This is a genomic window from Sinorhizobium sp. B11, assembly GCA_039725955.1.
Taxonomy (GTDB): Bacteria; Pseudomonadota; Alphaproteobacteria; order Rhizobiales; family Rhizobiaceae; genus Rhizobium.
Window position 1 is genome coordinate 847,586 of the sequence record CP091033.1, and the last position, 14,143, is coordinate 861,728.

Consider the following 14,143-nt stretch of genomic DNA (forward strand, 5'->3'; position numbering starts at 1 on the left):
TAACGGGTGAGTTCATGCTGAACCCACCCGGCTCCACGTCAAAATCGCATAATCAACATTATGGAACCAAGCGGCCTAAGCCGTGCCTTCGGATGCACAGGCCAGCACCAGTCTTTATCGCCTACCCTTACTCCAGAAAGGGAAACGGTGCTTCGGGGTGAACGAGACCGGCGTGACGGATCTCACGCCAGAAGTCGTGCGGGATGACTTCTTCGAGCGCGGCGCGGTCCTCGGCGATGCGGTCGGGCTTGCTTGCGCCGGGAATGACGGCGGCGACTGCGGGGTTTGCGAGCGCGAATTGAAGGCCGGCTGCCTTCATGCTTACGCCGTGGCGATCGGCGATAGCCTTGATGCGCGCGACTTTGTCGAGGATCGCAGGTGTTGCGGGGGCGTATTCGAAATTCGGCCCACCTACGAGTGCGCCCGAGCTATAGGGACCGCCGACAACAATGCCTAGACCGCGTTCGGAGACTTGGGGCATGACGCGCTGAAGTGCGCGCTCGTGGTCGAGCAGCGTGTAGCGGCCGGCAAGGAGGAAGCCATCCGGGCGCGGACCGTCCAGCGCCAGTAGCAATTCAATGGGCTCGACACGGTTAACGCCGAGGCCCCAGGCCTTTATCACACCTTCGTCGCGCAGCCGATCGAGTGCCTTGAAGGCTCCTTTACGCGCGCTTTCGAAAACGCCGAGCCATTCGTCGCCGTAAAAATCCTGGGCGACGTCATGAACGAAGGCGAGTTCGATTCGGTCAGTGTTCAGCCGCTTCAGGCTGTCCTCGATCGAGCGCAGGGTGGCGTCTTCCGAGTAGTCGTTGATGATCTTGTTGGGGCGGCCGTATTTGAAGACCTCGCCTTTTTCGCCGAGATCCCGGGCGCTGACATCCTCGATCTCGTCGAGAATGATGCGACCGACCTTGGTACTGATCACATACTGGTCGCGAGGCTTGTTCGCCAGCGCTTCGCCCATGCGGATCTCCGCAAGGCCGGCGCCGTAAAAGGGGGCATTATCGTAGTAGCGTATACCGTCGCTCCAGGCGGCTTCCACGGTGTCGATTGCTTCCTGTTCGGGAATATCGCGGAACATATTGCCGAGAGGGGCTGCGCCGAAGCCGAGCCGGCTTGGCAGAATATCCTTGAGAGTCATTGGCTTATCCTTTGGTTGTCTGCAAAAGCGCCATGCACGAAAACGCTGCTCTTTGCCGGCTGTTAGGCGATTGGCGGCGACTGGAACGACACCGGGGCGGCCGCATCGACCAGGAGCGTTGACGGATAATTTTGATGTCCGTTCCCGTGTACTCTACCGAGCTCTGGGCGATCGGCAATGCTATCCTGATTGGTGATGTTGCTTGCCCCGCCCGCCCCTGCGCTTAATGCTCTGGCTGTCGGGAGTCTCCGGCCCCGTTAGCGGTTGCAAGGGTTCCTGCGCTTGATGAGAACCGGACGGCGAGCAATGCAGGCACTGCTATATGCCAGGGTTGAAGGGCGCCTCCCCGTATCGCTGGAATAGCCGGTGCGGCCGCAAATAATCGCGCCGCCATTGCCAAAGCTGAGCGCGATTATGATGGTCTTTTTGCTTTGCGTTACTTCGCAAGGCGCAAAGGCGTGAAACCGATCTGCATCTTCTGCGGGTTCTCCTGCCTCAGGGTCCGCAGCATGTCCTCGTATTCCCTCTCGACTTCGGGCGTTACGGACGGGCGCACCTCTTGGAGAGCCATGGCAAAGTCTTCCTTCGAGACCATCGACGCGTCGATCGATTGCCGGAGTGCAATAAGCCCGGCTCGGCGGGTCAGGTCCTCCAGATCCGCGCCGGTAAACCGCTCCGTTTTCTCAGCGAGGTCATCCAAACTGACATCATCGGCCAGTGGCATTTTCCGCGTATGGATACCCAGGATCTTACGACGCCCAGTCAAGTCCGGCACCGGAACATAGACAAGCTCGTCGAAACGCCCCGGTCGAAGGAGTGCGGGGTCGAGCAGGTTAGGCCGGTTCGTCGCCCCCATCACGACCACGCCTTGCATGTCCTCCAAACCGTCCATTTCAGCCAACAGCGTGTTGACAACTCTTTCGGTGACGGCCGGCTCGCCAAGTCCGCCGCCTCTGGCCGGTGCCAGGGAATCAATCTCGTCAATGAAGATGACCGTCGGCGCGACTTGACGGGCGCGCTCAAAAAGCCGCGAGACCTGCTGTTCGGATTCACCATACCATTTGGACAGCAGGTCAGAGGACTTTGTGGCGACAAAATTCGCCTCGGCCTCACGAGCGACTGCCTTTGCGAGCAGCGTTTTGCCGGTTCCAGGGGGCCCGAAAAGCAGGAAGCCTTTAGCTGGCCGAATTCCCATCCGCTTGAATGACTGTGGCGACCGCAGGGGTAATTCCACCCCTTCTTTAAGTTTCAGCTGCGCATCGTCGAGCCCCCCGACATCGTCCCAGCGCACATTTGGCGCCTGAATCATGATTTCGCGCAGCGCAGACGGCTGGATCCGCTTCATCGCTGAATTGAAGTCATCCTGGGAGACTGTGAGTTTTTCCAGAACTTCTGCGGGGATACCCTCCTTGAGATTGATGTCCGGCAGGACGCGACGAAGTGCATCCATGGCGGCCTCACGCACGAGTGCTCCCAAGTCGGCGCCAACAAAGCCGTAGGTCGTTCGCGCTATTTCGTCCAAATCGGCGCCTTCAGCCAGAGGCATGCCGCGCGTATGGATCGCTAGAACCTCCCGCCGGCCATTCTGATCAGGCACGCCAATCACGATTTCGCGGTCGAAACGCCCTGGGCGTCGAAGGGCCTCGTCGATTGCATCGCGCCGGTTGGTGGCACCGATAACGACGATGTTCTGTCTCGGCTCGAGGCCGTCCATGAGAGTGAGCAACTGAGCGACGATCCGGCGCTCGACCTCCCCCGTTACCTGCTCCCTCTTTGGCGCAATCGAATCGATCTCGTCAATGAATATAATGGAAGGTGCGTTTTGCGAGGCTTCCTGGAAAACCTGCCGCAGACGCTCTTCAGATTCACCGTATTTACTGCCCATAATCTCTGGGCCAGCGATATGGTAGAAGTTCGCTTCCGTCTCGTTTGCCACTGCGCGGGCCAGAAGTGTTTTGCCCGTCCCGGGAGGCCCGTAGAGAAGAACCCCCTTCGGCGGATCGATGCCCAGGCGCTGAAAGAGTTCGGGATGACGAAGTGGAAGCTCGACCATCTCGCGAACCTGCTCGACAGAGGATCCAAGACCACCGATATCGTCGTAAGTCACGTCGGCTCGTCGAGCTTCTCTGGGTTCCTCGAACTGTGGACGAAGCTCGATAGCCGTGTCTTCGGTAACCTGCACGATGCCGCGCGGCTGTGTGGATACGACGACCAGCCTGATTTCTTGAAGGCCATAGGCCTGAAGCAACTGAGGATCGCGGCTGCGCTGTTGCACCGACGTCGAAATCACATCACCTGCCACCATGGGGCGATACATGAAAGTCCGCAGGAGCGCGTCGCCCGAGCCTTGAAGCACCATGTTTTTCTGAGCCGGCGCAAGGACGATCCGGGTTGCTGGACGCGCGTCCGCTTTGCGAATTTCGATATGATCGCCGCTCGTGGCACCCGCATTCACACGCTGGAGACCATCTAGCCGGATGATGTTCAGTCCCTCGTCTTCCGGATAGGGCCGGACTGCGAGTGCGGCCGTATGGCGCTTACCAATCAGTTCGACCAGATCGCCCTCCGAAAGCCCGAGCTTGTTCATCGCTGCGGTTGGCAGCCGCGCTATGCTTGCTCCAGCATCCTGAGGACGCATGTTGGCGACCTGGAGCGTTAGATCATCGGAACCGGACATGAGGCCTCCCCAAAAGAGCTGAAACAATCAAGACAAACCTAGCGTCCTGATGAGAAAGGCAAGCGAGTTTGGTTTGGGGCCTGATGGCGAAAAGCCCGACGGGAAAACAGATGGTGCGGCCTTGCCGGCGATGGAGACATCGACGTCCGCGCATGCCACCCAGAAGCACTGTCAACGTGGCCAATATCCTGTTTCCTGTAAGGCATCCCGCCGGACCGCTCGGCACGGAGAGGCCGCCATCGCATCGATCGGTCGCACCCCGGCTTGCGCTTCAACCGCAAGCCGCGCTCATATCGGGCTTGATGAAAATTAATTTCATCAATTCGTCTTCAGCCCCGTTTTCGGTTGACGGCCCCTGATTTTTGTCCCAACCTGAAGAAAATAAATTACGAACTTGGGAACGACTTTAGCATGAAAGTGGGAATCATTGGGCTGGGATTCCGGCTCGGCTATCTTGGCTATGTCTTCAAGGCTATCGACAGCAGCTTCGAGATTGTCGGTTATGTCGATCCGGACCCTGCGGGGCTTCCCGGACTGACGGAAAACGGCGTCTCTGCCGGCACGGCCTATGGTTCGCCGCAGGAGCTCCTCGCTTCCGAAAAGCTCGATCTCCTGATGATCGGCTCTCCCAATCACATGCATCTCGATCATATTCGCCTCGGTCTTGAGGCAGGCCTAAAGGTCTTCTGCGAAAAGCCGATCGTCACCACGATCGCCGAGAGCATCGAACTCGCCCACCTGATGGCAAAGTTCGGCCATGAAAGGCTGATGGTCGGTCTCGTGCTGCGCTACTCGCCTCTTTACAAGGATCTGCGCGCCGTCCAGGCCGAAGGCAAGCTCGGCAAAATCGTCTCCATCGAAGCCTCCGAACATATCGAGCCCTATCACGGCGCCTTCTTTATGCGCGACTGGCGCCGCTACGAGCGCTATTCCGGCAGCTTCATGCTGGAGAAATGCTGCCACGACCTAGACCTTTATAATGGTGTGGTCGGCGCCCGCCCCGAACGTGTTGCAAGCTTCGGCGGCCGCAAGAGCTTTATCCCCGCCAACGACCCGGCGCGCGAAGGAAATCAACGATCTGGAACTCTTCCATCGCAAGCCGAGCGGCTGGATGGGCTCGGACAAGGTGTTCGACAGCGATGCCGACATTATCGATTACCAGGTGGCGATCGTCGAATACGCCAATGGCGTCGGCATGAATTTCCACACCAACCTGAATGTTCCCGACCAGTTCCGCCGCTTCGCCATCATGGGCTCGCGCGGCATGGCAGAAGGCGATTTTGTCCGCGGCTATCTTGACGTTCATGAGCAGTTGACCGGCAACAAGATCGTCGAAAACAAATATGCCGCGACCGAGCTGTCGCAGCATTATGGCGCAGACGAGCAGATGGCAGCCGATATTCTGCAAAGCGTGCGCACCGGGTCGGAACTCCCGGTCTCCACGCTGAACGCATTGGAGGCAGGCATCCTGGCGCTCGCCATGGATGAAGCCCGCATGAAGAAGGCCGTAATCGACCTTCGTCCCATCTGGGACCGGTTCGACGAGGCGCTACACTCCAGAGCGGCCTGAGGAGACCGGCAAGATGAGTGCTCAGAAAAGTGCCGTCATCTTCGCCTGGATCCTTCTCCTTCCAGCTGTCCTTTACGTGCTCGCGATCGTCGCCTATCCGCTGGTCGATACGTTCATCCTGTCGTTTACGGATGCATCGCTGCGTAAGGTGACGAACTGGGTCGGCTGGGCCAATTACGAGAAGATCTTCAACAACACGTTCGCGGAAGTCATTCTGCGAACCTTCATCTGGACCTTCTTTTCGGTCGCTCTGAAGATGATCATCGGCACGTTTGGTGCCGCAATGTTGAATGCTGCCGTGCCCGGCCGGTCACTGTTTCGACTGCTGACCATGCCGCCATGGATCGTGCCGATGGCTATCGGCATCTTCATGTGGGGCTGGATGTATAATGGGCAGTTCGGGATGATTTCCGGGTTGCTGCAGCGCTTCGGCCTCGTCGACGGCCCGGTCGCCTTCCTCGCCTATGGCAGCACTGCCTTCTGGGCGACGATCGTCACCGATGTCTGGATTGGCGTGCCGCTGGTGACGATCTACTTCCTCGCCGCAATCCAGTCGATCCCAAAGGATCTCTACGAAGCAGCATGGACCGACGGCGCCGGCCGCTGGTATCGTTTCCGCCGCATCACGCTGCCGCTGATGGTTCCCGCCATTATCACAATGTCGATGCTGTCGCTGATTGCGACCTTCAATTCCTTCGACATTATCTGGATCCTGACGCAGGGTGGTCCGAGCGGCGAAACGACGACGATGATCATCGATACCTATCAGACGGCGATTGGCTCGAAGAAATATGGCGAAGGGGCAGCGCGTGCGGTGCTGATCTGCATTTTCCTGTCGCTCTTCTGCTTCGCCTATTTCCGTGTCACCCGCCGCCTGAACCCGGAGAAGCGCGCATGAGCAGCCGTCCCATGATCGATCGCTACAGCTGGTGGGAAATCATCCTCATCTATTGCGGCATAGCGATCTTCCTGTTCTTCGTGCTGTCGCCCTTCGTCGAAGGCTTCCTGGTGTCGCTGAAGCCGCTCAGCCAGCTGTTTTCCTCGCCCTACCGCTTCTGGCCGGAAAACGGTTCGTTCGAGGCTTACCGGACGATGTGGATCAGCGTGCCGGGCTTCGGTCGCTACATCTTCAACTCGTTCTTCATCTCGATCATCGTCACTGTCATCGTGCTCTGCCTCGTCATTCCGGCATCCTATGCCTTTGCGAAATTCGAGTTCAGGGGAATGGGCATTCTGCTCGGCGCCTTCCTGACGGTGAACATGTTCTCCGGCGCCGTCCTGCTCATCCCGCTCTTCCGCCTGATGCGCAGCATCGGTGTTCTGAACACTTATCTTGCGATGATCGTGCCGGGCGTCGCCTTCCTTATCCCGTCGGCGATCTGGCTGCTGCGCACCTACATGATCCGCATTCCCCAGGAACTCAACGAAGCGGCCTATATGGATGGCGCCAGCCACTTCTATACGCTGCGCCGCGTCATTCTGCCCATTGCGATGCCGGGGATTATCGTCGTCGCGATCACCACCTTCATCGGTGCCTATGCGCAGCAGTTCATCTTCGCGCTGACCTTCAACTCGAAGACTGAATACATGCCCCTGCCGGTGGGACTCTTTGCTTACTTCGGCAAGCAGGAGGTCATCTGGAACGAACTGATGGCGGCCTCCTTCGTCGGCATCGCGCCGGCGATGATCGTCATCTTCTTCCTTCAGCGCTATCTCGTCGGCGGCCTGACCGCCGGTGCGGTGAAACAATAAGACCAACAATAAAGAGTGAACAGCTAACAACGAGAATGGGAGTAACGACGTGAGCATTACCATCAAGACAGGCCTTATGGCGCTCGCCCTGCTTGGTTCGACGGCGTTGACTGCGGTCACGGCCCAGGCAGCCGACAAGGAAATCAGCTGGATCTATTGCGGCGACACGATCGACCCGATCCACACCAAATACATCAAGGAATGGGAATCCAAGAACGCCGGCTGGAAAGTTACGCCGGAAGTCGTCGGCTGGGCGCAGTGCCAGGACAAGGCAACGACGCTGGCTGCCGCCGGCACGCCGGTCGCCATGGCCTATGTCGGCTCACGCACGCTGAAGGAGTTCGCACAGAACGACCTCATCGTTCCCGTTCCGATGACCGATGACGAGAAGAAGGGCTATTACCCGCATATCGTCGACACTGTCACCTTCGACGGCAACCAGTGGGGCGTTCCGATCGCCTTCTCCACCAAGGCACTTTACTGGAACAAGGACCTCTTCAAGCAGGCCGGCCTCGATCCCGAGACGCCGCCGAAGACCTGGGCTGAAGAAATCCAGATGGCAAAGACCATCAAGGAAAAGACCGGCATTCCGGGCTTTGGTCTTTCCGCCAAGACCTTCGACAACACGATGCACCAGTTCATGCATTGGGTTTACACCAATAACGGTGCGGTCACCGATGCCGAAGGCAAGATCACGCTCGACAGCCCCCAGATCCTTGCGGCGCTGAAGGCATACAAGGATATTTCAGCCTCTGCCGAAGAAGGCCCAACAGCCTATGAGCAGAACGAAGTCCGCGCCATCTTCCTTGATGGCAAGGTCGCGATGATCCAGGCCGGCTCGGGTGCCGCCTATCGCCTGAAAGACACGAAGATCAACTGGGGCGTCACCACGCTGCCGCTCGGTCCGGATGCCAAGGGCGCAGGCACTCTTCTCATCACCGACAGCCTTGCGATCTTCAAGGGCTCTGGTGTCGAGGACAAGGCGACAGAATTCGCCAAGTACATCACCTCACCTGACATCCAGGGCGAATACGAGCTGCAGGGCGGCGCAGGCCTCACCCCGCTGCGTCCGTCTGCAAAGGTCGACGAATTCGTTGCCAAGGATCCCTTCTGGAAGCCCTTCATCGAGGGCATCAGCTATGGTGGTCCCGAGCCGCTGTTCACCGACTATAAGGGCTTCCAGAACTCGATGATCGAGATGGTCCAGTCCGTCGTCACCGGTAAGGCCGAGCCTGAAGCCGCCCTGAAGAAGGCTGCCGGCGAGATCGAAGCCTTCAAGTAAACCGATGTCGAGGATCGCAGGTCGACGATCTGCGATCCTCACCGACCAAACTCTTGCGTATTCAGGCCGGGACCGGAGACAGATTTTTGGGACAGCTTCAGCTCAACAAGGTTCAAAAATTCTATGGCGACTACGAAGTTCTCAAGGGCGTCGAACTCGATGTCCGGGACGGCGAGTTCGTCGTCTTCGTCGGGCCTTCGGGATGCGGCAAGTCCACCCTCCTGCGCATGATCGCAGGTCTCGACGCAACGAGCAAAGGCGACATCATCATCAATGGCGTCAGGGTCAACGACCTGCCACCGGTCAAGCGCGGCATCGCCATGGTCTTCCAGTCTTACGCGCTCTATCCGCATATGACTGTTTTCGAGAACATCGCCTTCCCTCTTCGTGTCGAGCGGATGGAGGAGGAAAAGCTCAAGGCCAAGGTCGAGAATGCCGCACGCATCCTGCATCTCGAAACGCGGTTGCAGCAGAAGCCCGGCATGCTCTCCGGCGGACAGCGCCAGCGCGTCGCAATCGGCCGCGCCATCGTTCGCGAACCTAAGATCTTCCTGTTCGACGAGCCTCTTTCCAACCTTGATGCCGCCCTCCGCGCCGACATGCGCATCGAACTTGCCAAGCTGCACCGGCAGCTGAAGGCGACGATGATCTATGTGACGCACGACCAGGTGGAAGCCATGACAATGGCCGACCGCATCGTCGTGCTGGATGCCGGCAATATTTCACAGACCGGCGCGCCGCTTGAGCTCTACCACAAGCCCGCCAACCAGTTCGTTGCCGGCTTCATCGGCAATCCGAAAATGAATTTCCTGCCCGTGACCTGCACGTCCGCAAGCGAGGCAGGCGCGACCGTCGATTATCGCGGCCAGACGGCAACCCTGCCGGTAAAGCCGCGAGACGGTATGGTCGGCAAGATGATGACGCTTGGTATCCGGCCCGAGCATATCCAGCTCGGATCCGGTGAAATTTCGCTGACCGTTACACCCAGCGTTATTGAACGGCTTGGGGCCAACACCGTGGCCTATGCGGCACTCGGCAGCGAAACGGAAAACTTCTGCGCCATGCTGCCCGGCAGTGTCGGCATCCGTGCGGACACGCCGGTTGCCGTTGGCATCAATGCTGCCGATTGCCATTTCTTCGATGCGGAAGGCATAGCGTTCGAACGTCGTGTCGAACTCACAGATATCGATATGAACCTGTTGGCTCCGGCAACGGCCTGAGCGGCCGATTGGCCACTTACCAGACGAGTCCCCGCGCGGCGACGTCCTCGACGCGCGTGACGATCCCGCTGCGATGGAAGACCATCGTATCGAACAGGTTCGAAACCACGCATGTATGGTTCGGGATGATGAAGAGCTTTTCGCCGATCTGGGGCCGTTGACCGGTGCAAGCCGAAAGGTCGATGACGCCGTGTTCTTCCGACAGGCTGGTTATCCTCGCCTCGGGATATCCGACGACGAGGCCGAAATCGGTAAAACCCTGAAGATCGGAGGTGAGCGCCTTCGAGCCTGCATCAATGACGGCGCGGTCTGCATTCGGCCGCGACACGACAGTCGCCAGGACATGCATTGCACAATCGTCCTGCGTGCAATGTCCCATCCGGATCATCTGGCGGTCATTATAAATATATGTCCCAGCGCGGTGCTCCGTCGCCGATTTGACCAGATGCGCCTGAAAGAGACTGGGCGTGCCGCCATTGCTGACGATCGGACAGGCGATGCCCTCTGCCGCCAATTGCTTCAACGTAGCCTGGATGAAAGCTTCGACGGCATCGGCCGACTGCGGCTTCGGATAGGTGAGAATGCCACCAAATACCAGCCCGTCGGCTGCAGCGATATATTTTGCTAGCGAGGCCGCCTGCTCCGGCGTCTGCACACCGCAGCGCGCGCCGCCGGTGTCGCATTCAACGAGGACGGTGAGGGGTTTGCGGCCGGAAAAATGTGCTGACAGCCCGTCGACCGTGACTTGGCTGTCGGCGACGACCTTGAGACCGGAAATACGATCGTTCAGGGCGGCGAGCCGTTCGAGCTTCGGGGCTCCTATAATATTGAAGGTGATCAGGATGTCTTCGAAACCGGCGTCGGCAAAGACCTCGGCTTCCGTTACTTTCTGACAGTTGATCCCCTTGGCCCCGGCCGCGACTTGGGCGGCTGCAAGTGCGGGTATCTTGTGCGTTTTGATATGCGGGCGGAAATTCAGCCCGTGCTCGTCCATGTAGGACTGAACCCTTGATATGTTAGCAGCCAGCCTGTCTTCGTCGATGATCGGGCGCGGCGTGGAAAGATCGGCGATCCTGTCTCCAGCCTTCGCGACGACGGCAAACCGATTGTCATGCATCTCAGGCAGCTCCGCGTTCGGTTCCATGAGGATCGGCCACGATCGGCCAGATGGTCTTCGGTGCACGGCGATAGTTGGTTGTCGCCGGATTGTTCGGATAAGGGGTTCCTGCAGAACAGTACAGGATTTCGGCGGCGATCTTCGAGAAGGACGCGAAGAAATGATTGGTCGATTTTATCACCAAAATCTTCTGCTTGGTCGGATCGATGCCCATTACTGAAAACAGGCTCGGATCGAAGCTCTGCGCCCGCGTCGAGTTCAGGATGATGTCGATACCATTAAGCACGATATGCGCCGCATCGCCAAAGGGTGCGAGGCTCTCGCCGAACTGCATCTCGGCGTTCTTCACCAGTTTGACGACCTTCACCATGCCATCGACAGGATTGCCGGTTCCGGGTGCAGATTTCGCGCCGAAGCGCAGTGGGATTTCGGCCCCCTCGCCTGCGGCAAAACAGATCTGAACGGCGACCGGATCCCAGATCGTGCCAACAGCAGCACTTGCTACACCGCGGGCCAGAAGCTCCTCGAGAATGACGGTGGCATCGCCGGCCGTCCCACCGCCCGGATTGTCCCAGACATCGGCGATGACGACCGGCCAGGCTTTGGCAGCCATCGCCCGGGAGACGGCTTCCTTTTCGTCGATCTGCGGCACCATGAAGGTGCCGCGCTTGGAAAACAGCTTCATGCCGAGCTCGCGCGCCAGAGCCGCACCCTTTTGCGGATTGTTGTCGGTGACGACAAGCAGCTTGGTCCCCATCTCCGGCACATCGCCGACCATGAAGCCGTGGACCACGGAGATCGACAGGATTTCAGGATCTTCCTTCTCGATCCGCATGATCTTATCGACGAAGGAGCGCATCGGATCGCGCGAGGTCGGAAAGACATCGATCATCCGGCAATCGAAAACGGAATTGACCGGCTTGACCCTGCCCTCAAGCGCATCGACGGCGATACGCCAGAGATCCTCGGCGCGATCAACAAAATCCGTATGCGGGAATTCCTTGAAATAGACGGCGAAATTCAGCGCGTCGATGCGCTTCCGGGTCAGATGGCTATGCGGGTCGAGTTCGGCGCAGATCAGGACATCGGGCCCGACGATGTCGCGCATGCGGGTCAGGAGGTCGCCCTCCGTGTCCTCATATCCCGCAGCCACCATCGCCCCATGCAGGCCCATCACAACGGCATTGACGGGCATTGCTGCACGGAGCTGGTCGAGGATTTCATCGCGCAACCCTTCATAGGCCTGGCGATTGACGAGGCCGGCCGGATCGGCCCAGGCTGCGGTGCCCTCAATCAGTTCCCAACCCTTTTCAGCGGCGACGCGGCGGCCGACGGTGATCGGCGCAGTGCAGAGCGTGGGCGTCTCCGGATGCTGGCCGGGCGGCGCATAGAGAGAGGCTTCGAAAGCGCGGCGATCCACGCAGATCGGGGAAAACGTATTGGTTTCGGTCGCCAGTGCTGCCGTGAAAATGCGCAAGTGATTTGGCCTTGTTTTGCGGCCCTGCTTCAACCCATCGGGTTCGGCAGGTAGCCGGTAAATCCGCAGATCTTCCACCGTCCCTCGTGGAGCCTGCAATAATAGAGCGTCTGCCACTGCATGATATCGCGAGTGCCATCACTCTTCGTCAGACCCCCATCGAACTTCTTGCGGACAAGCGCCATGTCGCCCTCGATCTCGATGTCTTCGAGCGTCGTGGTGGTGAAGATCGCCGTGCGGGTGTCCTCGGCAAAGCTCTGCGTCGCAAAATCCTTTGCCTGTCTCAGCCACTCGTCGCGATAGGCGCTGAGTGCGGGGAATGCCAGGCGCCATTTGTCAGGGCTGACCTCTTTGCGGCCATCGATGCCGATGAAGCCTTCCTCGACGAAATCATCTTGGACCATCGACCAGTCGGAAGCCAGAAAGGCATCGATGTCGCGGGGCATGAGCATCTCCCAGATGGCGTGCCGTGCGGCGTCGGAGGACGGGAAAGGATTCTTGAAAGGATCACGCATGTTCGCCCCCGATTTAAATTCTTTTCATAAATGGCGTTTTTCACTGGTCAAAATCTGCTTTCTATGGTCCCTTGTCAACTTATCAAGAAAATAATTTGCAGGGATCCCAGCATGTCCATCAAGCGATATGGCACTGTTCAGACCGGCGCTGGCGGCAAGCCGCTGCCTTTTGCGCGCGCGGTCGAAGCCGATGGCTGGCTCTATGTTTCCGGCCAGGTGGCGATGGAAAACGGCGAGATCATCGACGGCAATATCGTTGCTCAGACGCACAAGACGATCGCCAACGTGCTCGCCATTCTCGATGAAGCCGGATACGGCGTGGAGGATGTTGTGCGCGTCGGTGTCTGGCTGGACGATCCGCGCGACTTCTGGACCTTCAACAAGATCTATCAGGATTATTTCGGCGCACATCCGCCGGCCCGCGCCTGCGTCCAATCGTCCATGATGGTGGATTGCAAGGTCGAGATCGATTGCGTTGCCTACAAGAAAAAGAGTTGACTGACGGATCGGCGGGAGGACCGGCTTGGATATCTTTTCCACATTGCAGGAAGACAAGAGCCGGCTCTCCGCCTCCGAGGCCCGTATCGCCGATATCATCGTGAATGATTTCGAATTTGCGGTGAATGCCTCGATCATCGAGCTTGCCGAACGCGCGGAAGTTTCGCCACCGACGGTGACGCGTTTCTGCCGCCGCCTCGGCTGCGACAGCTTTTCCGATTTCAAGGTGCAGCTTGCCCGCACCGCCCATGTCGGCGTGCGTTATCTGAAGCCGGAATCAAAGAGCAGCGATCCGGCCGATGTCGCTCAGGATATCATTACCAAGGCGCAGAATGCCCTTTTCCTGTTGCATCGCTCACTGGACCTCACCGCGATCGAAGCTGCGGTCGCGCAGATCGCCAAGGCGGAGATGATCTATGCCTTCGGATCGGGCGGCAACTCGTCGATGATTGCCGACGAGCTGCAGAATCGGCTCTTTCGGCTTGGCCTCAGGATCACCTCCAGTTCCGACCACAGTATGCAGCTGATGATGGCGGCGGCGGCGAAGGCTGGCGATGTGATCATTGGCTCGTCCTTTTCCGGCCGCAATGCCGAGCTGGTGCGGGCTTTTGCTTTGGCACGCGAGGCCAAGGTCAGGACCATTGCGCTGACGCAATCCGACAGTCCGGTCGCCAGAGCCGCCGAGATCGTCGTGCCGATCGATCTTCCGGAAGGGACCAACATCTTCCGGCCGACATCGACGCGTATCGCTTACATCGCAACCGTCGATATCCTGGCGAGCCTTGTCGCCTATGCCATCCAACCGAGGGCGATGACGACGCTGAGACGCATCAAGCAGCAGCTGGTTGCACACCGCGATGGCGACGACAAGCAGCTACTTGGGGACTGATCAAC

General features: G+C 58.8%; 11 protein-coding genes and 1 pseudogene. 7 read left to right on the forward strand and 5 right to left on the reverse strand.

Annotation, left to right across the window (positions count from 1 at the left end; translation table 11 throughout):
- Nucleotides 1–127: 127 nt before the first annotated feature.
- Together LVY75_03865 and LVY75_03870 are read right to left on the reverse strand one after the other, a co-directional pair.
- Nucleotides 128–1,141: an aldo/keto reductase gene (locus tag LVY75_03865; GenBank protein XAZ21101.1), complete on the reverse strand. Its 1,014-nt coding sequence runs from the start codon at nucleotides 1,139–1,141 to the stop codon at nucleotides 128–130.
- Nucleotides 1,142–1,577: 436 nt separating this feature from the next.
- Nucleotides 1,578–3,818, reverse strand: coding sequence for a CDC48 family AAA ATPase (locus LVY75_03870; protein XAZ21102.1), 2,241 nt, complete (start codon nucleotides 3,816–3,818; stop codon nucleotides 1,578–1,580).
- 411 nt (nucleotides 3,819–4,229) lie between these two features.
- On the opposite strand from LVY75_03870, the pseudogene LVY75_03875 reads away from it, so the two are divergent.
- The 5 genes and pseudogenes from LVY75_03875 to ugpC all read left to right on the forward strand — a co-directional run bounded on the left by LVY75_03875 (nucleotide 4,230) and on the right by ugpC (nucleotide 9,642).
- Nucleotides 4,230–5,388: pseudogene (locus LVY75_03875) on the forward strand (Gfo/Idh/MocA family oxidoreductase).
- Nucleotides 5,389–5,401: 13 nt separating this feature from the next.
- A complete protein-coding gene (locus LVY75_03880) occupies nucleotides 5,402–6,286 on the forward strand; it encodes a sugar ABC transporter permease (protein XAZ21103.1) in 885 nt (294 codons plus the stop codon).
- Complete coding sequence (locus tag LVY75_03885) at nucleotides 6,283–7,140, forward strand: carbohydrate ABC transporter permease (protein ID XAZ21104.1); 858 nt, start codon at nucleotides 6,283–6,285, stop codon at nucleotides 7,138–7,140. Before LVY75_03880 ends, LVY75_03885 begins: the two co-directional genes overlap by 4 nt.
- A 76-nt stretch (nucleotides 7,141–7,216) precedes the next feature.
- A complete protein-coding gene (locus LVY75_03890; GenBank protein ID XAZ21318.1) occupies nucleotides 7,217–8,422 on the forward strand; it encodes an ABC transporter substrate-binding protein in 1,206 nt (401 codons plus the stop codon).
- Nucleotides 8,423–8,508: 86 nt separating this feature from the next.
- Entirely contained in the window at nucleotides 8,509–9,642 is a 1,134-nt protein-coding gene (gene ugpC / locus LVY75_03895; GenBank protein XAZ21105.1) for a sn-glycerol-3-phosphate ABC transporter ATP-binding protein UgpC, read from the forward strand.
- Between the two features lie 16 nt (nucleotides 9,643–9,658).
- Here the strand turns inward: ugpC and LVY75_03900 are convergent, their stop codons facing one another.
- Genes LVY75_03900 through LVY75_03910 form a run of 3 tightly spaced genes read right to left on the reverse strand, consistent with a single transcriptional unit; the run spans nucleotide 9,659 to nucleotide 12,751 of the window.
- A complete protein-coding gene (locus LVY75_03900) occupies nucleotides 9,659–10,759 on the reverse strand; it encodes a D-TA family PLP-dependent enzyme (protein ID XAZ21106.1) in 1,101 nt (366 codons plus the stop codon).
- 1 nt (nucleotide 10,760) lies between these two features.
- The gene (locus LVY75_03905; GenBank protein ID XAZ21107.1) at nucleotides 10,761–12,236 is read right to left on the reverse strand and encodes a M81 family metallopeptidase; all 1,476 of its coding nucleotides are present in this window, start codon (nucleotides 12,234–12,236) and stop codon (nucleotides 10,761–10,763) included.
- A 29-nt stretch (nucleotides 12,237–12,265) separates the two neighbouring features.
- Complete coding sequence (locus LVY75_03910; GenBank protein ID XAZ21108.1) at nucleotides 12,266–12,751, reverse strand: hypothetical protein; 486 nt, start codon at nucleotides 12,749–12,751, stop codon at nucleotides 12,266–12,268.
- A gap of 111 nt (nucleotides 12,752–12,862) precedes the next feature.
- Here LVY75_03910 and LVY75_03915 point away from each other — a divergent pair, with 111 nt between their 5' ends.
- A complete protein-coding gene (locus LVY75_03915; protein ID XAZ21109.1) occupies nucleotides 12,863–13,249 on the forward strand; it encodes a RidA family protein in 387 nt (128 codons plus the stop codon).
- A gap of 25 nt (nucleotides 13,250–13,274) precedes the next feature.
- The gene (locus LVY75_03920; protein ID XAZ21110.1) at nucleotides 13,275–14,138 is read left to right on the forward strand and encodes a MurR/RpiR family transcriptional regulator; all 864 of its coding nucleotides are present in this window, start codon (nucleotides 13,275–13,277) and stop codon (nucleotides 14,136–14,138) included.
- Nucleotides 14,139–14,143: the final 5 nt, after the last annotated feature.